The sequence below is a fragment of the Nocardia sp. NPDC058244 genome (assembly GCF_042882065.1).
GTDB lineage: Bacteria > Actinomycetota > Actinomycetes > Mycobacteriales > Mycobacteriaceae > Nocardia.
Genome location: NZ_JBHVWX010000017.1, coordinates 27,514 through 45,805, shown reverse-complemented (window position 1 = coordinate 45,805; position 18,292 = coordinate 27,514). Strand labels below are relative to the sequence as shown.

Genomic DNA, 18,292 nt, shown 5'->3' with positions numbered 1-18,292 from the left:
TGGTAGCTGACCTGAGCCCAGCACAGACAGGACTGCACCCCGATATGACTCCCCGCATCGAGCTCGCCCGCGTCGATCTGCGCGGTCGTACTCCTTCCGCTGCCGAGCTGCGCACCGCGCTGCCGCGCGGAGGAGTCGACGTGGACTCGGTGCTGCATCACGTGCGGCCGGTCGTCGAGGACATCCGCGACCGGGGTGCCGAGGCCGCGCTGGACTACAGCGAGAAGTTCGACGGTGTGCGCCCGAGCGTGGTGCGCGTGCCGGTCGCGGAGCTGGCCACCGCGCTCGCGGAGCTGGACCCGGCCGTGCGCGCGGCGCTCGAGGTCGCGATCGAGCGGACCAGGAAGGTGCACGCCGATCAGCGCCGCACCGACACCGTCACCGAGGTGGTGCCGGGCGGCACCGTCACCGAGAAGTGGGTGCCGGTCGAGCGGGTGGGCCTCTACGTGCCCGGCGGCAATGCCGTCTACCCGTCCTCGGTCGTGATGAACGTCGTCCCGGCCCAGGCCGCGGGCGTGGAGTCGCTGGTGGTCGCTTCGCCGCCGCAGGCCCAGTTCGGCGGTCTGCCGCACCCGACGATCCTGGCCGCCGCCGCGCTGCTCGGGGTCGACGAGGTGTGGGCGGTCGGTGGCGCGCAGGCCGTGGCGCTGCTGTCCTACGGCGGCACCGACACCGACGGCGCCGCGCTGGCGCCGGTCGACCTGATCACCGGTCCCGGCAACATCTACGTCACCGCGGCCAAGCGGCTGTGCCGTGGCCTGGTCGGCATCGACGCCGAGGCCGGCCCCACCGAGATCGCGGTCCTGGCCGACGCCACCGCCGACCCGGTGCACGTGGCCGCCGACCTGATCAGCCAGGCCGAGCACGACGTGCTCGCCGCCAGTGTGCTGGTCACCGACTCGGTGGCGCTCGCCGACGCGGTCGACGCCGCGCTCAACGCCCAGCTCGCCGTCGTCAAGCACGACGCCCGGGTGCGGGAAGCGCTGAGCGGCAAGCAGTCCGGGACCGTCCTCGTCGACGACATCGCCCAGGGTCTGCGCGTCGTCGACGCCTACGCGGCCGAGCACCTCGAGATCCAGACCGTCGACGCCGCCGCCGTCGCCGCGCGGGTGCGCAGCGCGGGCGCGATCTTCGTCGGGCCGTGGGCGCCGGTCAGCCTGGGCGACTACTGCGCCGGGTCCAACCACGTGCTGCCCACCGCCGGCTGCGCGCGGCACTCCTCTGGCCTGAGCGTGCAGACCTTCCTGCGTGGCATCCACATCGTGGAGTACACCGAGGCCGCGCTGAAGGACGTCGCCGGACACGTCGTCGCCCTGGCCAACGCCGAGGACCTGCCCGCGCACGGGCAGGCCGTGCAGGCGCGTTTCGAGGCACTGTCGTGAGCACTCCCACCGTGCCCGGCGCCTCGGCGACCCTGGACCAGCTGCCGCTGCGCGACAACCTGCGCGGCAAATCCCCGTACGGCGCACCGCAATTGACCGTGCCGGTGCAGCTCAACACCAACGAGAACCCGCACCCGCCGAGCACGGCGCTGATCGACGACGTCGCCGAATCGGTGCGCGCGGCCGCCGCCGACCTGCACCGGTACCCGGACCGCGACGCCGTCGCCCTGCGCGCCGACCTCGCCGCGTACCTGACCCGGCAGACCGGCGTCCCCGTCGACGCCGCGAACGTGTGGGCGGCCAACGGTTCCAACGAGATCCTGCAGCAGCTGCTGCAGGCCTTCGGCGGACCCGGCCGCAGCGCACTGGGTTTCGTGCCCTCCTACTCGATGCACCCGATCATCTCCGAGGGCATCGACACCGAGTGGATCGAGGCCAAGCGCAGCGGCGACTTCTCCCTCGACATCGACTACGCCGTCGTGCAGATCACCGAGCGCCGCCCCGACGTGGTGTTCGTGACCAGCCCGAACAACCCGACCGGGCACAGCATCCCGATCGACGAGCTCGAGCGGATCCTCGACGCGGCGCCCGGCATCGTCGTCGTGGACGAGGCGTACGGCGAGTTCTCGGCCGCGCCGAGCGCGATCACGCTGATCGACCGGTTCCCGACCAAGCTCGTGGTCACCCGCACCATGAGCAAGGCCTTCGCCTTCGCGGGCGGTCGCCTCGGCTACCTGGCCGCCTCGCCCGCCGTGATCGACGCGATCCTGCTGGTACGGCTGCCGTACCACCTGTCGGTGGTCACCCAGGCGGCCGCGCGGGCGGCGCTGCGGCACGCCGACGAAACCCTCGGCAGCGTCGCGGAACTGGCCGCCCAGCGCGACCGGGTCGCCGCCGCGCTGACCGCGCAGGGCTTCGAGGTGATCCCCAGCGACGCCAACTTCATCCTGTTCGGCCGGTTCACCGACGCCGCGCGCGCCTGGCAGCACTACCTCGACGCCGGGGTACTCATCCGCGATGTCGGCATCCCCGGCTACCTGCGCGCCACCGTCGGCCTCGCCGCGGAGAACGACGAGTTCCTGCGGGTGAGCGCCGGTATCGCGGCGACCGACCTGACCCACTGACGAATCCCCCTGTGGAGGAACACATCATGAGCAGAACCGCACGGGTGGAACGGGTCACCAAGGAATCGTCGATCCTGGTGGAGCTGAACCTCGACGGCACCGGGCAGACCGAGATTTCCACCGGCGTCCCGTTCTACGACCACATGCTGACCGCGCTGGGCCAGCACGGCGGGTTCGACCTGGTCGTGCGGGCCGAGGGCGATATCGAGATCGAGGCGCACCACACGGTCGAGGACACCGCGATCGTGTTCGGCCAGGCACTGGGCAAGGCGCTGGGCGACAAGAAGGGCATCCGCCGCTTCGGCGACGCCTTCATCCCGATGGACGAGACCCTCGCGCACGCCGCCGTCGACGTGTCCGGGCGGCCCTACTGCGTGTTCACCGGCGAACCGGAACACCTGGTGCACACCATCATTCCCAGCGCGGGACCCGGCGCGTCGTACTCGACGGTGCTCAACAAGCATGTCTTCGAGTCGATCGCGCAGAACGCGCGGATCGCGCTGCACGTGCGCGTGCTCTACGGCCGCGACCAGCACCACATCACCGAGGCCGAGTTCAAGGCGGTCGCGAGGGCGCTGCGAGCCGCGGTCGAGATCGACCCGCGGGTGAGCGGCGTCCCGTCCACGAAAGGCGTGCTGTGAGTTCGAAGGTCGTCCTGCTCGATTACGGCTCCGGCAACCTGCACTCCGCCGAGCGCGCGCTGGTGCGCGCCGGTGCGCAGGTGGAGGTGACCGCCGACCCGCAGGCCGCGCTGGCCGCCGACGGGCTCGTCGTTCCCGGTGTCGGCGCGTACGCGGCGTGCATGGCCGGGCTGCGCGCGGTGCGCGGTGAACGGATCATCGGTCAGCGGCTGGCCGGTGGTCGTCCGGTGCTCGGCATCTGCGTCGGCATGCAGATCCTGTTCGATCGCGGTGTCGAGTTCGGTGTGGAGACCGAGGGCTGTGGCGAGTGGCCCGGCACGGTGGCCCGCCTCGACGCGCCGGTGCTGCCGCACATGGGCTGGAACACGGTGAAGGCGCCCGCCGACAGCACCCTGTTCGCCGGTCTCGACGCCGACACCCGCTTCTACTTCGTGCACTCCTACGCCGCGCAGCAGTGGGAACTGCCGGAGAACGAGCACATCGCGCCCCCGAAGCTCACCTGGGCCGATCACGGTGTGCCGTTCCTGGCCGCCGTGGAGAACGGGGCCCTCTCGGCCACCCAGTTCCACCCGGAGAAGTCCGGCGACGCGGGCGCCCAGCTGCTGCGCAACTGGCTCGGGTCGCTGTAGCCGGAGGTCGTCGGGCGACCGGATCCTGACCATACACACTGTGCCTGATGTGTATGGTCAGGGGATGACCGCCGTACCGCCGCGCCCGAAACACCTCGACTCCCCGAGCCTGCCCACGATCTTCAAGTACATGGGCAAGACGCAGGTGTGGGTCTACCGGCGCACCGGCGGCCGGATCGGCGCGAAGTGGCGGGTCGGCGCGGGCTTCCGCAAGCCGGTCCCCACCCTGTTGCTCGACCACCGCGGCCGCAAGTCCGGCGTCGCCTACACGACGCCGCTGCTCTACCTCGTCGACGGCCCCGACACCGTCGTCGTCGCCTCCCAGGGCGGCCTGCCCAAACACCCGCAGTGGTACCACAACCTGCGCGCGGCCCCCGACACCCACATCCAGATCGGCCGCGACCGCCACCCGGTCCGCGCGCGCACCGCCGACCCCGCCGAACGCGCCCGCCTGTGGCCCCTGCTCGTCGACGCCTACGCCGATTTCGAGCACTACCAGGCCTGGACCGATCGCGAGATCCCGGTCGTCATCCTCGAACCCCGCTGATCGCGGGGGCGATCGGAACCTTCCCGGCTACCCGCGTCCGGCGCGGGCACTGGCGGCGTGGACAGCGGCGAGGTAGCCGAACACGATCGCGGGACCGATGGTCGCGCCGGGGCCCGCGTAGGTGTGACCCATGACCGGTGCGCTGGTGTTCCCCGCCGCGTAGAGGCCGTCGATGGCCGCGCCGTCGTCGCGCAGGACCCGGCCGTGGGTGTCGATGCGCAGGCCGCCCTTGGTGCCGAGGTCGCCGGGGACGAGCTGGGCGGCGTAGAAGGGGCCGGTGTCGAGGGCGCCGAGGTTGGGATTCGGGCGCTGACGGGGGTCGCCGTAGTAGCGGTCGTAGGCGCTGGTGCCGCGGCCGTAGTCCGCGTCGACGCCGGTGCGGGCGAATTCGTTGAACCGGGTGACCGTGGCGTCGAGGCGGTCGGCCGGTACCCCGATCTTGTCCGCGAGTTCGCCGATGGTGCCTGCGCGGGTGAGGATGCCGGTGTCGAACCAGCGCCGGGGCAGCGGTGCGCGCGGGGGAAGGCCGGCGAAGAGATAGCGATTGCGGTAGCGCTGGTCGAAGATCAGCCAGGCGGGCAGATTCTCGGCCGGGCCGTCGCCTCGGCCGTGGGGCCCGCCGTACATACGATGGGTCGCTTCGACGTAGGGCAGGGACTCGTTCATGAACCGCTCCGCGCGGTCGTTGACGATGAGGCTGCCCGGCAGATTGCGTTCGGACACGCAGAAGAACGGCGTGCGTGGCAGCGGTATCGACGGACCCCACCAGGCATCGTCGAGGAACGCGGTGGCCGCTCCGACGGCTTGGCCGGCGCGGATGCCGTCGCCGGTGTTGGCGGCCGCGCCCACGGTCCAGTCCGTGCCGATGGGCTCGCGCTGGTACTGCTTGCGCATGGTGTCGCTGTGCTCGAAACCGCCACAGGCGAGAATCACGCCACAGCGCGCACCGATCACCTGTTCGGTGCCGTGGCGGTGGACGACGGCGCCGACGACCCGGTCATCGGCGACAGCCAGCTCGACCAGTGCGGTATCCAGGAACAGGGGTACTCCGGCGTCGCGCATCCCCTGGCGGAGCATCGCGCTCAACGCCTGACCACGGGCGAGCAGATGCCGACCGCGCAGCAGACCACCGAGCCACCTGGCCCCGATCCGGGCCGCGCGGAACGGACTTCGCGGATTGCGCAGGCCCAGATGGATCTGCCGGAAATCGGCTTGGGTCAGGACGACGTTGCGGGGAGCTCGAAGATAGTCGGGCTCCATGGTGGCCAGCTCGGCGCCGAGACCCCGTGCGTCGAAGGGCTTCGGCTCGACCGACCGGCCACGGGCTCGGCCGCCGGGCGCTTCGGGGTAGTAGTCGCTGTAGCCGGGCACCCAGCGCATCGCCAGTGGCGTGTGGCGGGTCAGGAAGTCGAAGGCCGTCGGCCCGTGATCGAGGTAGGTGTCGAGCATCTCCGGTGCGACGGCGTCCCCGACGATGTCGGCGAGGTAGGCGCGGGCGGCGTCGATATCCTCGGGCCCGGCCAGCCGGCCCAGCGCCGAGTTGCCCGGAATCCAGACGCCGCCACCGGAACGGGCTGTCGAACCACCCCAGCGGCTCGCCTTCTCGACCATGACGACCGACAGGCCGTGGCGCGCCGCGGTGATCGCGGCGGACATGCCCGCCGCGCCGGATCCGACGACCACGACATCCACGGACTCCGGGATTGCCTTGTCCTGCTGCATGTTTGCCTTCTTCTGTTCGATACGGCGAGGGGTCAGCGCGGCGCTCGCCAGCGGTCGTCGAGAACGGCGGCCACCGCCGCTTCGACGCAGACCGGCAGCGAAGCGGAGGGATTCTGCGCGATCCGCAGCCACTGCAGGTATCCGAACTCCGCGGCCGCGAGCATCAGATGCACCAGCAGTCCGGGGCCGCTGTCGGTCCCGGGGTCGGTGTCCATCCGGTGCGCGGCCAGCTCGACCAGGCGTGCGCGATGGTCCGGCGGAATCAGCGCGACCCGGTCGAGCAGATGGGGTGCCGTGGCGAACGCGGCCCGCCACTGCTCCAGCTCCTCGATTCCCAGGGCTGTCGAGCGAGTCAGGATCGCCTGGGCCAGTGCGATATCGGCGGGCTCCTCGGCGGGGCGGCCCTCGAGCAGCGCGGCGATCCCGGCGCCGCCCTCCCGCACCGGGTCCAGCAGCAGATCCTCCTTGCTGCGCACGTGCCGGAAGTACGTGCTCGGTGAGATCCCCGCGGCCGCCGCGATCTGCTCGGTGGTCACCTCGTCGAATCCGGACTTCGCGAACAACGCGAACGCCGCGTGCTGAATCTCGGCTCGCACCTGCTGCCGCTGCCGCTCCCGCAAAGACACCCCACACCTCCGTATCGCCGGACGATCCGTCCATCGACAGTATCAACCTAGTTGACAGAGACTGTCAACTAGGTTGTAGCTGTCGATTCAGGGTCTGGGTGGGGGAAGGGACAGAACGGTATCGATCACCTGACGCGGGGGTCCTCGGCGGTGGATTCGATGGTGGTGCCCGGGGTGTAGAACATTTCGACGAGGTGGTCGACGTCTAGATGGCGGTGCCAGTGGCCCTTCGGGACGATGGCGAATTGTCCTGCGGTGAGCGGGATCCGGTGCCGGTCGGTGTCGGTGAGGATCTCGACGGTGACGCTGCCGCGCAGCACCATCAGCAGTTCGTCGGTGTCGGGATGGAGTTCCCAGTCGGAGGACGCGAGCCCGTCGCCGTGGAACACGCAGAACTCGCCGTCGTTGAACGCGGTGATCGGGCGGAAGTCGAACGGGGGCAGGGCCGTCGCGAGGGCGAGCGGGTCGTGATTACGCATGGTGCTTCCTGTCGGTGGCGGGGAGGTCGGATTCGGTGATCAGCTCGGCGCATCCGGGTGGGTCGTCGAGCCAGGGATTGTGGCCGCCGGGCACAACGGCCAGGTGCGCGCCGGGGATCATCGCGACGGATCGACGGGCGCGATCCGGTGGGCAGAAGACGTCGCGCGCACCCCAGACGAACAGGGCGGGAACGTCGATCCGGGCGAGCTCGGCATCGGTGAGCACGGCGTCCGGCCTGGGCACGCGGCCCTGGATGAGACGGCGCAGCAGCGCTCGGTAGGACGCGGCCTTACCCGGGAGCCGGAGCGGGAGGCGATGCAGATCGAGCAGGTCGTCGGACATGGCGCGCGCGGTCTCCGGTCCCAGCGCCGTGGCCAGGGCGGCCCGGGCGACGAACCGCGGCGACGGCAGCCGCATGGACCATTCGTCCACCCGGCCGCGCACGGCGGCGGCCGTCGACGCCATGGCCGGGGTGGCCCTGGTGCCGGGCAGCGCGGTCGCCGGTGCGCCGAGCAGAACCAGGCGCGTGCACCGGCCCGGCGCGTCCAGCGCGGTCCACAGCGCGAACAGGCCACCCAGCGAACAGCCGACGAGCTGGGCGCGCGCGAGCCCGAACTCGTCCAGCACACCGGTCAGTACCGCCGCCGCCACCTCACGGACCGGTCGGTCACTCCAGTCGTACGCGGGCGCGAGATGGTGGCCGGGCAGATCGATCAGGAGGTGGTGCCGGTCGGGGAACCGGGCGAGCAGGGGTGCGAAGGCCAGCGCCGGGGCCGCGAGGCCGTTGACCCACAGGATCGGTGGGCCGGAGCCGGGGATCTCGACCGTGCGCACGGTCGGGCCGCGGTCGCGCAGCGCGAAAGTCCGTTCGGTGATCCGTAGTCCGTAGGTGGCTGCGACGCGGTGCTCGGTCGCGCGGAGGCGGGCGGCGAGTGCGGTGGACGTGGTCATGACGCCACTGTCACAGGCGCCGGGGTGCGGTGTCTTGGACGAAATTTCCCGCTCAGCGCGGGGCCAGGGCGCCCGGGGTGGTTCCGGCGAACATCGCGATGTCGCGGTGGAGGTGGGACTGGTCGGTGTAGCCGCACGCGGCGGCCGCGGCGGCCGCGGATTCGCCCGCGACGAGCTGGTCGAACGCGCGGCGGAAGCGCACCACCATCGCCGCGCGCTTGGGGGTCACGCCGATCTGGGCGGTGAACCGCGTCCAGAGTCGCTTCTGACTCCAGCCGGTCAGGTCGACCAGCTCCCTGACCCGGACCCGGCCGCCGTGGGCGACGATCCGCTGCCAGGTCGCGGCGACCTCGGCATCCGGGTGCCTGGCCGTCGCGTGGTCGGCGAGGAAGCGGGTCGTCAGCTCGAATCGGGCGGGCCAGGTGGATGTTTCGGCGAGCTGCGCCCGCAGCCGGTCGACCGACGACCCCCAGAGGTCCTCGATGCCGAGCACCGTGCCGGTGATGTCGGGTGGCGCGATGCCGAGCAGGGAGTAGGCGAGGGTCGGCGGCATGCGGAGCTCGACACAGTCGACCCGGTCCGACCGGACCTGGTGGGTACCCGGCGCGATCCCGGCGACGAGGCCGTCCACACCGCGCGCGTCCGCGGTGGTGAATCCGCTCTCGCCGATCTGGACGACCACCGTGACCGCGGGGAGCGCGACGATCCGCAGGTCCGGTCCGCCGCCGCCACCGTCACGAAAACCGGACAGCGACAGCCCTTTCCACACCGGCGAGGCGGCCCGCACCAGCTCCCAGCCCCCGTCCAGCTCGTGGTCGGACATGATCGGTCGCACCCGTCGAGCGTAGGAGCGCGCTTCGGCTTCCCGCAACGGTGCCTGGCCGGCGGGCGCCCGCGTCATCCGGTGAACGGTGTCCGGCCGTTCGCGCAGGTCGTCCCGGCTGCCGGGAGCTGGAGGTCGACGAGGTAGCGCTGGGTCAGGTCGGTGACGCAGTCGCCGTCCGGTTCGTGTCCGTAGCCGTCGGTGACCACGACCAACCGCGCGTCGCCCATCGCCGCGGCGGCACGCTGGGCGCCGGGGAGCGGCGTGGCCGGGTCGAAACGGTTGTTCACCAGCAGTGGCGGGACGGTGGCGCGCTGGGTCCACGGGCCGGTGTAGCGCTGGGGGTAGCCGTCGGCGGGGGCGGGCCAGGTGGCGCACGGCTGGCGGAGATAGAGCCAGAACGGACCGTAGACGGGCGCGGTTTCGGCGAATTCGGCGGCGAATTCCGGCCAGCGCAGGGGTTGCCGGGGGAGGGCGTTGTCGGCGCAGGAGATGGCGACGAACGAGTCGAGGAAGTCACCGGTCGAGGCGATCGCGGTCAGCACCTGCCGCACCACGGCCGGGTTCCCGGCGGGGCCCCGCTCGAGCTCGTTGAGCAGTGCCGCGAGGGCGGGCCATCCCAGGCTCGCGTCGTAGAGCAGCATGGCGTGTGCCTGGACGAGCTCGCTGTAGGTCACCGGCACGGTCGCCTCCCCCTCGCCGACCCGGATCGGCGCCGCCTTCGCCCGATCGAGCAGGGCCGTGTCACGGGCGCGCAGGTCCGCGATCGAGGACGCGTCCGTGGCGAAGGCGCAGCGCCGCGGACCGGCCGCCGCGCACAGGCGCAGGAATTCACCGAGCACCTCCTCGGTGCCGGTCGCGGTGGCGTCGATGACGGCGCGGGTGTCGGTGGTGTACGGCGCGGGGTCGAGGATCGAGGAGAGTTGCAGCGCGCGAACGCGATCGGCGAACAGCGCGCCGTAGACCGTGCCGAGGTAGCTGGCGTAGGAGCCACCCTGGTAGGTCAGGGTCGGGTCGCCGACGGCGCGCCGGAGGAGATCGAGGTCGCGGGCGGCGTCCACGGTGGTGAGGTGGGCGATCAGCTCGCCGTCGTGGCGCAGGCATCCTTCCGCGAGGCGCCCGCTCGCGTCGGTGGTGGCCGCCTGCTGTGCGGTGCCGACGGGCGGCAGCGCCAGGGTGTGCCAGAAGTCCTGCTGGGCAGTGGAATCCGGGAAACAGCGGACCGTGGAACTGCGCCCGACTCCGCGCTGATCGAAGGTGACCACATCGAAGCGCCTGCTCACCTCGCCGGGGAACATCTCACCCTTCGCCGCCCACTCGACGCCGGACCCGCCGGGTCCGCCCGCGGCGGTGAACAAGGTGCCGATGCGGTGGGCGGGGTCGCCCGCGGGTTGGCGGACCACCGCCAGTTCCAGGTGCCGTCCCGTGGGGTTCGCGTAGTCGAGCGGCACCGCCACCAGGGCGCAGTCCTTGCCCTGCAGCGACTCCTCCGCGCACGGCGCCCACGCGATCCGGGGCGTCGGCACGGCATCGGCCTGCGCCACCAGCTCGGTGACCGCGGCGACCGGCTCGGGCGGCCGCTCGGCGGCGACGCAGCCGCCCACAACGGGAGCCAGCGCGACCAGGACACCGCAGACCAGCGATTTCGACGTGACCATACCGATCATCTTCACGGCGTCCCGGGCGTGGCGTCGTCACCCGTTCGATGGAGGCGGACCCTGAAACCGGTCAGGGTTCAGCCGTCGAGGCGGGCGCGATCGGCGGCCTCGGTGCCCGCCTCCCAGCCTTCGGCGCTGCGAATGGTGATGCCGCGCGAGCGGGTGGTGGGGAAGTAGGTCGACAACGCCGTCTCGACGCGGTGATCGTGGGTGGCCAGCAGCGGGAGCAGGGTGGCGCGGTCGGCGGCTTCGGCGACAGTGGCGGCCGCGGCGGTGGTGAGGCGGTCGCCGATCCGGCTGGCGTAGGCGGTGAGGAAGGCCTTGCGATAGGCGCGGGAGCGGGAGTCACCGGCCGTCGACGGGGTGTCGATCATCGCGCGGGTGGCTTGGACGAGCAGCGAGGTCGACAGGAGTTCGACGGCGTCGAGGTCGGGGTCGTCGCCGACGACGGTGACGAAGTCCCAGTCGGCGACGAAGATGGCGCGGCAGCGGTTGGCCCGCGCGACCAGGTCGATGAGCAGGGCTTTGGCCTCGGTGTAGGGGGTGTCGAGCCAGAGGCGGCGGGCGCCGGGCAGGTCGACGTCGACGGTGGGCGCCGCCAGCAGGACGCGGTCGATCGCGTACTTGGTCATCAGTTCCTGGGCCTTGGCCGAGAGGGTCTCGGCCTCCTCGGGGAAGGCGGTGGACTCGGCCTTGGCGAGCAGGCCGCGGACCCGGCCGAGGGCCTTCTCGTCGACGGCGGGTTGCGCGCCCCGGTGCCGGTGCGCGGTGCCGGGCAGCGGGCGGATGGGCTCCAGTTTCGGCAGCCGCAGCAGGAGTGCGAGGGCGTCGAGGACGGTGGTCACGGCGTCGGCGCCGGTGAGCAGCGCGCGGTCGGCCCAGGGGATCAGGTGCGGCGGCGTCCACCAGACGGTGGCGCCGAGGTCGTCGAGCTGGGCCTGCCAGATCTCGTCGACGGTGTCGTCGGCGAACGGGGCGCGATGGTCGGCCATCAGATCGGTCAGATAGCCGACCGCGAACTCGTCGAGGCGGCGCCGCGCGGCCTGGTGGACATCGCTCGGCAGCCAGCCGAAGTCGAAGGCGTGGGCGATGATTCGCCGGCTCGCCCGCTCGACCCCCGCCGCCACCTCCGGGCGCAGCCGGTCCGGGCCCGCCAGCTGCTCGGCGAAGTGCCGGGCCCCGGCCGTGTCGCCCTGGGCCGCGGCCACGGCGGCCGTCGCGATCGCCTCCGCGAGCCGCTCCGGATCGGTCAGCGTGTCGGCGTCGAGCACCGGCCCGGTGGCGGGCACGGCCCGGCGTCCGGTGCGGCGTCGCCGATTCTGTTTGCCCACGGTGTCCGGGCGTCCTCTCCTTCGTGGCGCCGCTCGGGCGGCGCGCGGTGACGGTGCGGCCGGTCGGCGGCCATCGTCCCATTGTCCCGGCGTCCCGACGGGCCGGACGGCACGGGCTGCGCCCCGGTGTGCCGATCGATTGCGGGGCCACGAGCGGACAGACCCGTCGGAATGTATTTCGCTCCCGTGCACCGGAATCCGGGAACCCGGCGTCGGATCGGGCCCTACAGTGATCGACATGAGCTATCGGGGGATGCTGGCCGCGGAACGTGCCGAGCTGATCGAACTCCTACGTGGACTGACCGAGCAGGAGTGGGAGACGCCTTCGCTGTGCGCGGGGTGGCGGGTGCGCGACGTGGTCGGTCACCTGCTGACCGACACGCTCGGCCCACTCGACTACGCGGCCGCCGCGGCCCGCCATCGCGGGTCGGTCGACCGGATCAACAACGCGCTCGCGGCCTCGTTCGCTGGCCTGCCGACCGCGCAGCTGGTGCACATGTTCGAGCACGAGTCGGGCAGGCTGTCGCGGTTCTCGCCGCGCCTGATGCTCTCGGACCTGCTGGTGCATCAGCAGGACATCCGGCGGCCGCTGCGCCGCCCGCGCACCATCGCCCCCGATCGCCTGATCGCGGTGCTGTCCTACCCGGATCCCTTCGCCTTCCCGGGCAAGCGGACCAAGGGGCTGCGGTTCATCGCCACCGATGTGGACTGGGCCTGGGGTGACGGACCCGAGGTCCGCGGGCCCGGCGAGGCCATCGCGCTGGCCGTGGTCGGTCGCAGCGTCGTCCTCGACGAGCTCACCGGCGGTGGCGTCCCGGAACTGCGTCGCCGCTGTCGCTGAACCCGGTCGGCGTGACACGGGCCTCAGGGGCGTGGACCGGTGCGGAGATCGACAGTCCGGACCTACTAGTCTGATCCCGTGAGTCTTGTGCTGTTGCCCGCCGTCGATGTCGCCAATGGGGAGGCCGTGCGCCTCGTGCAGGGAGAGGCCGGTAGCGAAACCAGCTACGGGTCGCCCCGGGACGCGGCGCTGGCGTGGCAGCAGGCCGGCGCCGAGTGGGTCCATCTGGTCGACCTGGACGCGGCCTTCGGCAAGGGCAGCAACCGGGAGCTGATCGCGCAGGTCGTCGGGGAACTCGACGTCAAGGTCGAACTGTCCGGCGGCATCCGCGACGACGCCTCCCTGGAGGCGGCGCTGGCCACCGGGTGCGCGCGGGTCAATATCGGCACCGCCGCGATCGAGAACCCGCAGTGGTGCGCCCGCGTGCTCGGCGAGTACGGCGACCGGATCGCGGTCGGGCTCGACGTCAAGCAGATCGACGGGGAATGGCGGCTGCGCGGCCGCGGCTGGGTCACCGACGGCGGTGACCTGTGGGAGGCGCTCGAGCGGCTCGAACGCGACGGCTGCGCGCGCTACGTGGTGACCGACGTCTCCAAGGACGGCACGCTGACCGGCCCCAACCTGGAACTGCTGAGCGAGGTCGCCAACGCCGCCGACGCGCCGGTCGTCGCCTCCGGCGGCATCTCGGTGCTCGACGACCTGGTGGCCATCGCCGGGCTGGCCGAGGAGGGCGTGGAGGGCGCGATCATCGGCAAGGCGCTGTACGCGGGCCGGTTCACGCTGCCCGAGGCCCTGGCCGCGGTGCGCTGACACCGACGATGACCGCCGCACCGAGCACCGCCGAACTGACCGACCTGCTGGCCGTCGCCACCCAGGTCCTGGACGGGGTCGTCCCGCGCTTCGTCGAGGGCATCGGTGCGCCGAGTGCGGTCGCCAAGGGCCGCAACGACTTCGCCACCGAACTCGACCTGGAGCTGGAACGCACCATCTCCGCCGAACTCCAGCAGCGCACCGGGATCGCCGTGCACGGCGAGGAATTCGGCGGCCCGGCGCTCACCTCCGGCACGGCCTGGGTGCTCGACCCGATCGACGGCACCTTCAACTACTCCTCCGGCCACCCCATGTCCGGCACCCTGCTGGCGCTCGTGCACGAGGGCGAACCCGTGCTCGGCCTGACCTGGCTGCCGCTGCTCGGCCGCCGGTACGCGGCGGTCCAGGGTGGCCCGGTGTTCCTGGACGGCGTCGCGTTGCCGCCGCTGCGCCCCGGCAGGCTGGCCGACGCGATGATCGGCTTCGGCGCGTTCAACGTCGACTCGGCGGGCCGCATCCCCGGCCAGTTCCGGTTCGACCTGCTCGGCGCGCTCAGCAGGCTGTCCTCGCGGGTGCGCATGCACGGCTCCACCGGCATCGACCTGGCCTTCACCGCCTCCGGCGTGCTCGGCGGCGCGGTCGTGTTCGGGCATCATCCGTGGGACAACGCGGCCGGTGTCGCGCTGGTGCGGGCCGCGGGCGGCGTGGTCACCGACCTGGCGGGCGCGCCGTGGACGATCACCTCGGGGTCGGTGCTGGCCGCCGCACCCGGCGTCCACGCCGAACTCCTGGAAATGATTTGCACGGTCAGCGAAGAGGAACGAGGCTGAACACCATGACACCGCGCACCGACGAACGGCCGGACACCGCGGCGCCGAGCACGCTGGCCGTCCGGGTGATCCCGTGCCTGGACGTCGACGCGGGCCGGGTGGTCAAGGGCGTCAACTTCCAGAACCTGCGCGACGCGGGCGACCCGGTGGAACTGGCCGCCACCTACGACGCCCAGGGCGCCGACGAACTCACCTTCCTCGACGTCACCGCCTCCACCGGCGATCGCGGCACCATGCTCGACGTGGTGACCCGCACGGCCGAGCAGATCTTCATCCCGCTCACCGTCGGTGGCGGCGTGCGCACCGTCGAGGACGTCGACCGGCTGCTGCGCGCCGGCGCGGACAAGGTGTCGGTGAACACCGCCGCCATCGCCCGCCCCGAGGTGCTCTCGGAGATGTCGCAGCGGTTCGGCTCGCAGTGCATCGTGCTCTCCGTCGACGCGCGCACCGTGCCGGACGGTCAGCCCGACACCCCGTCCGGCTGGGAGGTCACCACCCACGGCGGCAAGCGCGGCACCGGCATCGACGCGGTCGAATGGGCCATCCGCGGCGCCGAACTGGGCGTCGGCGAGATCCTGCTGAACTCGATGGACGCCGACGGCACCAAGGCCGGATTCGACCTGCCGATGATCGCCGCCGTCCGGGCCGCGGTGCGGGTGCCGGTGATCGCCAGCGGCGGCGCAGGCGCGGTCGCGCACTTCCCGCCCGCCGTGCACGCGGGCGCCGACGCGGTGCTGGCCGCGAGCGTCTTCCACTTCGGCGATCTCACCATCGGCCAGGTCAAGGACGCCATGCGCACCGACGGGATCACCGTCCGCTGAGCTCGTGACCGCGGGGGCGTGCTCGGTCGGGATCGCGGTTCGCTGAGGTCGAGACCGCGTTCGGATGCAGTTGGAATCAGCGTGCGCGGATCGCGATGAATTCCGTTGCGGCCCTGGTTGTTCCTCGGGTGAGCATCGGAATCGCGTTGTCCCCGTTCGCCCTCGACCAGTCCGGCAATGCCGTGGACGCGGCCGTCGACCTGGGCCGCACCGCCGCCGCGGCCGGGCTGAGCTCGGTGTGGCTCGGCCAGACCTTCTCGCACGACTCGCTGCTGGTGGCGGCGCTGATCGGCCGCGAGGTCCCCGGGCTCGAGGTCGGCACCTCGGTCGTTCCGGTGCCGGGCAGGCACCCGCTGCTGGTGGCGAGTCAGGCGCAGACCGCGCAGGCGGCCACCGGCGGACGATTCACGCTCGGCCTCGGCCTGGGCGCCAGGGAACTGTCCGAGCGCGCGTTCGGCGGCCCGTTCGATCGCCCCGCGACCCGGCTGCGGGAATTCCTCACGGCGCTGCGCTCGGTCCTCGACACCGGCGCGGTCGACTTCCAGGGCGAGACTCTGACTGCGGCCACCCCGATGCCCGCCGCGGTCGCGGGCGCCACGCCCACCGTGCCGGTGTTGGTCGCTGCCATGGGACCGCGAGCGTTGCGGGCCACCGGCGAACTGGCCGACGGATCTCTGCCGTTCCTGGTCGGCCCCGAGGCGCTGGCCGAGCACATCGTCGCGCCGCTGACGGCCGCGGCGGCGGGCGCGGGCAGACCGCGGCCGCGCGTCGTCGCCCTCGTCCCCGGCGTGGTCACCTCGGATCTGGCCGCCGCCCGTGCCGCCGCCGAGGCGAAAACCGTGTTCTACGACAGCATTCCGTCCTATCGCCGGGTGATCGAGCTGTCCGGCGCGCAGCGCGCGGCCGACCTGGTGGTGTACGGCGACGAGGAGACCGTCGCCGCGCGGGTGGCCGCGTACTTCGCGGCGGGCGCGACCGAGGTGGTGTTCTCCCAGACCGACCTGACCACCCCCGAGGACCAGCAGCGCACCTGGCGGCTGCTGGGCGAGCTCAACCGGGCGCGCTGACCAGCCCCGAGTGTCGGTCTACAGGCCCATCTCGGCGGCGATGATCGTGCGCAGCACATCGCTGCTGCCGCCCTGGAGCCGATCGATGCGATGGTCGGCGTAGAGCCGGGCGATCGGGGAATCGGTGAGATAGCCAGCGCCGCCGTGCAATTGCAGGCAGCGGTCGATCACCCGGCCCGCCGTCTCGGTGGCGAACAGTTTGGCCGAGGCGGCGTGCGCGGCGCCGAGTTCGCCCCGGTCGTGCGCGGCCAGCGCGCGATCGACCACCGCCTCGACCGCGTCGACCTCGCTCTGACAGGCGGCCAGCTCGAATTTCGTGTTCTGGAAGGCCGACACGGGCTGGGTGAAGGCGACGCGTTCGGTGGTGTGCAGGCGCGCGAAGCGGATCGCGGCCTTGGCCTGGGCATAGGCGCCGACGGCGATCCCGAGGCGTTCCCGCGGCAGCTGCCCGGCGAGGTGGGCGACGGCCAGGTGCGGTGCGCCGAGGACTTCGGCGGCGGGCACCCGCACATCGGTGAAGGTGAGTTCGGCGGTGCCGCTGAGCTTGCGGCCCAGCGTGTCGAGCCGGCGGCCCACCCGGAAACCCGCCGCGGCGGTGTCGACGACCAGCAGCGACAGGCCGTAGGACGGATCGTCGGGGCGCGGTGCCGCGGTGCGCGCACAGACGATCACCCGGTCGGCGTGCACACCACCGGCGACGTAGGTCTTCGAGCCGTTCACCACGTAGGTGGACCCGTCGACCGACAGCGGCGCGGTGGTGCGCATGTCGGCCGGTTCGGCGCCGGTGCCCGGCTCGGCCACCGCGAGCGCGAACATGGTGTCGCCGGTGACGATGCCGGGCAGCCACCGCGCCCGCTGCGCCGGGCTCGCCAGCGTCGTCACCAGCGGCAGGCACCGGGCGACGTGCGCGCTCGCGCCGCCGAACGACACCGCCGCCCTGGCGATCTCCTCCGCCAGCACGGTGCGGAAGCCGAACGAGGACCGCCCCGCCCCACCGAACTCGACCGGTGCCTCCAGCCCGAAGACGCCGAGTTCGCCCAGCCGGTAATAGAATTCGCGCGGCACCTGCCCGTCGTCGTACCACTTGGTGAAACAGGGCACGACCTCGGCACCGATGAACGCGCGCATCGTCGCCCGGAACGCGGCGTGCTCGGCGTCGAAAACTGTTCTGTGCATACGGAATTCCTAACCGGCCTGCGAACGGCCACGAGCCGGCCCACCCGAGCGTGGTGCGGGCGGACCGGCGAAGCGGTGGGACGGACTACTTCGCGGGGGCGGGTACCGCGGGATCCTTGCAGTACGCGCCGAGCTCGGCCGGGCACGGCGCCGTGATCGTCGAGAAGTACTGGTAGGCCGAGAACAGGGCCAGTGGCCCGCCGACCGTGATCAGCCCGACCATGGTGCCGACGGCGCCGAGGGTGGCCGCGCCGAGGACGCAGCCCGCGACGGTCGCGCCGACCCACGGGACCAGCAGCACGATCACCGGGCTGGCGATGGTCGCCCCGGCCGCGCCGCCCACCAGACAGCCGACGCCACCGCCGATCACCGCGCCGACGATCGCGGCGACCGCGCCGCCGATGCCGACCCGCTGGCTGAACGCGCCCAGCGCCGCCTGATCGCGCGGGGTGAACGACTCGGCGACCTGCTTGACCGCGGCGTCGGTGCTGACCAGCTCGGTCGCCGCGGCCACCGGCGTCGCGCCCTCGCGTGACGGGGTCAGGGTGGCCTTGCCGCCGTCGATGGTGGCGGCGATCGGGAAGAGCTTGTCGTCCATCCGGTAGGACAGCGGCAGCGCGGCGACCGGGACGTCGGCGCCGGTGGTGAGCACCAGCTGATCGCCGACGACCTGGAGCTTGCCGTCACTGGTGGTGACGACCGCGGCGTCGCCCTGCCTGCTGACCTCGTAGTGCACGTCGGTCTGCGCCGCCGGGTCGGCGTGGCCGGTGCCCGTGCCGACGCACAGGGCCAGCGCCGTGAGGGCGGCGGTCGCGAGAGTGGTGGACATCTTC

General features: G+C 72.2%; 19 protein-coding genes. 10 read left to right on the top strand and 9 right to left on the bottom strand.

What is annotated here, in order from left to right; translation table 11 throughout:
- The first annotated feature begins 44 nt into the window (after positions 1 to 44).
- The 5 genes from hisD (at position 45) to ACFVW6_RS34225 (ending at position 4,323) form a co-directional block, all read left to right on the top strand.
- The gene (hisD, locus tag ACFVW6_RS34245; RefSeq protein ID WP_378832581.1) at positions 45 to 1,382 is read left to right on the top strand and encodes a histidinol dehydrogenase; all 1,338 of its coding nucleotides are present in this window, start codon (positions 45 to 47) and stop codon (positions 1,380 to 1,382) included.
- Entirely contained in the window at positions 1,379 to 2,506 is a 1,128-nt protein-coding gene (locus ACFVW6_RS34240) for a histidinol-phosphate transaminase (RefSeq protein WP_378832583.1), read from the top strand. The genes hisD and ACFVW6_RS34240 overlap by 4 nt, the downstream gene beginning before the upstream one ends.
- Before the next feature lie 26 nt (positions 2,507 to 2,532).
- Complete coding sequence (gene hisB / locus ACFVW6_RS34235) at positions 2,533 to 3,147, top strand: imidazoleglycerol-phosphate dehydratase HisB (protein ID WP_030203827.1); 615 nt, start codon at positions 2,533 to 2,535, stop codon at positions 3,145 to 3,147.
- Complete coding sequence (gene hisH, locus ACFVW6_RS34230; protein ID WP_357350836.1) at positions 3,144 to 3,776, top strand: imidazole glycerol phosphate synthase subunit HisH; 633 nt, start codon at positions 3,144 to 3,146, stop codon at positions 3,774 to 3,776. The genes hisB and hisH overlap by 4 nt, the downstream gene beginning before the upstream one ends.
- A 64-nt stretch (positions 3,777 to 3,840) precedes the next feature.
- Positions 3,841 to 4,323 (top strand): nitroreductase family deazaflavin-dependent oxidoreductase, encoded by a 483-nt coding sequence (locus tag ACFVW6_RS34225; protein ID WP_378832586.1) that lies wholly within the window; start codon positions 3,841 to 3,843, stop codon positions 4,321 to 4,323.
- A gap of 27 nt (positions 4,324 to 4,350) precedes the next feature.
- Here the strand turns inward: ACFVW6_RS34225 and kstD are convergent, their stop codons facing one another.
- The 7 genes from kstD to ACFVW6_RS34190 all read right to left on the bottom strand — a co-directional run bounded on the left by kstD (position 4,351) and on the right by ACFVW6_RS34190 (position 11,914).
- Entirely contained in the window at positions 4,351 to 6,045 is a 1,695-nt protein-coding gene (kstD, locus tag ACFVW6_RS34220) for a 3-oxosteroid 1-dehydrogenase (RefSeq protein ID WP_378832589.1), read from the bottom strand.
- Positions 6,046 to 6,077: 32 nt separating this feature from the next.
- Entirely contained in the window at positions 6,078 to 6,671 is a 594-nt protein-coding gene (locus ACFVW6_RS34215) for a TetR/AcrR family transcriptional regulator (protein WP_378832591.1), read from the bottom strand.
- Between the two features lie 125 nt (positions 6,672 to 6,796).
- Positions 6,797 to 7,150 (bottom strand): cupin domain-containing protein, encoded by a 354-nt coding sequence (locus ACFVW6_RS34210; protein WP_378832593.1) that lies wholly within the window; start codon positions 7,148 to 7,150, stop codon positions 6,797 to 6,799.
- A complete protein-coding gene (locus tag ACFVW6_RS34205; RefSeq protein WP_378832596.1) occupies positions 7,143 to 8,102 on the bottom strand; it encodes an alpha/beta fold hydrolase in 960 nt (319 codons plus the stop codon). Before ACFVW6_RS34205 ends, ACFVW6_RS34210 begins: the two co-directional genes overlap by 8 nt.
- 52 nt (positions 8,103 to 8,154) lie before the next feature.
- A complete protein-coding gene (locus ACFVW6_RS34200) occupies positions 8,155 to 9,003 on the bottom strand; it encodes a helix-turn-helix domain-containing protein (protein ID WP_378832598.1) in 849 nt (282 codons plus the stop codon).
- Positions 9,000 to 10,583 (bottom strand): alpha/beta hydrolase, encoded by a 1,584-nt coding sequence (locus ACFVW6_RS34195; RefSeq protein WP_378832600.1) that lies wholly within the window; start codon positions 10,581 to 10,583, stop codon positions 9,000 to 9,002. The genes ACFVW6_RS34200 and ACFVW6_RS34195 overlap by 4 nt, the downstream gene beginning before the upstream one ends.
- A 77-nt stretch (positions 10,584 to 10,660) precedes the next feature.
- Positions 10,661 to 11,914, bottom strand: coding sequence for a DUF2786 domain-containing protein (locus tag ACFVW6_RS34190; protein ID WP_378832602.1), 1,254 nt, complete (start codon positions 11,912 to 11,914; stop codon positions 10,661 to 10,663).
- Between the two features lie 238 nt (positions 11,915 to 12,152).
- Between ACFVW6_RS34190 and ACFVW6_RS34185 the strand changes: the two genes are divergently transcribed.
- The 5 genes from ACFVW6_RS34185 to ACFVW6_RS34165 all read left to right on the top strand — a co-directional run bounded on the left by ACFVW6_RS34185 (position 12,153) and on the right by ACFVW6_RS34165 (position 16,283).
- The gene (locus ACFVW6_RS34185) at positions 12,153 to 12,755 is read left to right on the top strand and encodes a maleylpyruvate isomerase family mycothiol-dependent enzyme (protein WP_355283252.1); all 603 of its coding nucleotides are present in this window, start codon (positions 12,153 to 12,155) and stop codon (positions 12,753 to 12,755) included.
- 78 nt (positions 12,756 to 12,833) lie between these two features.
- Positions 12,834 to 13,565, top strand: coding sequence for a bifunctional 1-(5-phosphoribosyl)-5-((5-phosphoribosylamino)methylideneamino)imidazole-4-carboxamide isomerase/phosphoribosylanthranilate isomerase PriA (priA, locus tag ACFVW6_RS34180; protein ID WP_357350817.1), 732 nt, complete (start codon positions 12,834 to 12,836; stop codon positions 13,563 to 13,565).
- Positions 13,566 to 13,573: 8 nt separating this feature from the next.
- A complete protein-coding gene (locus tag ACFVW6_RS34175) occupies positions 13,574 to 14,395 on the top strand; it encodes an inositol monophosphatase family protein (protein ID WP_355283257.1) in 822 nt (273 codons plus the stop codon).
- Between the two features lie 5 nt (positions 14,396 to 14,400).
- Complete coding sequence (gene hisF / locus ACFVW6_RS34170; protein WP_355283260.1) at positions 14,401 to 15,216, top strand: imidazole glycerol phosphate synthase subunit HisF; 816 nt, start codon at positions 14,401 to 14,403, stop codon at positions 15,214 to 15,216.
- A 128-nt stretch (positions 15,217 to 15,344) separates the two neighbouring features.
- Positions 15,345 to 16,283: a TIGR03564 family F420-dependent LLM class oxidoreductase gene (locus ACFVW6_RS34165; RefSeq protein WP_378832607.1), complete on the top strand. Its 939-nt coding sequence runs from the start codon at positions 15,345 to 15,347 to the stop codon at positions 16,281 to 16,283.
- Positions 16,284 to 16,301: 18 nt separating this feature from the next.
- Here the strand turns inward: ACFVW6_RS34165 and ACFVW6_RS34160 are convergent, their stop codons facing one another.
- Positions 16,302 to 17,459 (bottom strand): acyl-CoA dehydrogenase family protein, encoded by a 1,158-nt coding sequence (locus ACFVW6_RS34160; protein WP_378832609.1) that lies wholly within the window; start codon positions 17,457 to 17,459, stop codon positions 16,302 to 16,304.
- An 85-nt stretch (positions 17,460 to 17,544) separates the two neighbouring features.
- Positions 17,545 to 18,288 carry a hypothetical protein gene (locus tag ACFVW6_RS34155; RefSeq protein ID WP_378832611.1) on the bottom strand — a complete coding sequence of 248 codons (744 nt, stop codon included), beginning with the start codon at positions 18,286 to 18,288 and terminating at the stop codon, positions 17,545 to 17,547.
- Positions 18,289 to 18,292 lie beyond the last annotated feature (4 nt).

What these genes read in the sequence shown, in the direction of transcription:
- ACFVW6_RS34210 (WP_378832593.1), bottom strand. Translation starts at nt 7,150, where the DNA reads ATGCGTAATCACGACCCGCTCGCCCTCGCGACGGCCCTGCCCCCGTTC.
- hisB (WP_030203827.1), top strand. Translation starts at nt 2,533, where the DNA reads ATGAGCAGAACCGCACGGGTGGAACGGGTCACCAAGGAATCGTCGATC.
- ACFVW6_RS34200 (WP_378832598.1), bottom strand. Translation starts at nt 9,003, where the DNA reads ATGACGCGGGCGCCCGCCGGCCAGGCACCGTTGCGGGAAGCCGAAGCG.
- ACFVW6_RS34175 (WP_355283257.1), top strand. Translation starts at nt 13,574, where the DNA reads ATGACCGCCGCACCGAGCACCGCCGAACTGACCGACCTGCTGGCCGTC.
- ACFVW6_RS34205 (WP_378832596.1), bottom strand. Translation starts at nt 8,102, where the DNA reads ATGACCACGTCCACCGCACTCGCCGCCCGCCTCCGCGCGACCGAGCAC.
- ACFVW6_RS34185 (WP_355283252.1), top strand. Translation starts at nt 12,153, where the DNA reads ATGAGCTATCGGGGGATGCTGGCCGCGGAACGTGCCGAGCTGATCGAA.
- ACFVW6_RS34225 (WP_378832586.1), top strand. Translation starts at nt 3,841, where the DNA reads ATGACCGCCGTACCGCCGCGCCCGAAACACCTCGACTCCCCGAGCCTG.
- kstD (WP_378832589.1), bottom strand. Translation starts at nt 6,045, where the DNA reads ATGCAGCAGGACAAGGCAATCCCGGAGTCCGTGGATGTCGTGGTCGTC.
- ACFVW6_RS34195 (WP_378832600.1), bottom strand. Translation starts at nt 10,583, where the DNA reads ATGGTCACGTCGAAATCGCTGGTCTGCGGTGTCCTGGTCGCGCTGGCT.
- hisF (WP_355283260.1), top strand. Translation starts at nt 14,401, where the DNA reads ATGACACCGCGCACCGACGAACGGCCGGACACCGCGGCGCCGAGCACG.
- hisD (WP_378832581.1), top strand. Translation starts at nt 45, where the DNA reads ATGACTCCCCGCATCGAGCTCGCCCGCGTCGATCTGCGCGGTCGTACT.
- ACFVW6_RS34155 (WP_378832611.1), bottom strand. Translation starts at nt 18,288, where the DNA reads ATGTCCACCACTCTCGCGACCGCCGCCCTCACGGCGCTGGCCCTGTGC.
- ACFVW6_RS34160 (WP_378832609.1), bottom strand. Translation starts at nt 17,459, where the DNA reads ATGCACAGAACAGTTTTCGACGCCGAGCACGCCGCGTTCCGGGCGACG.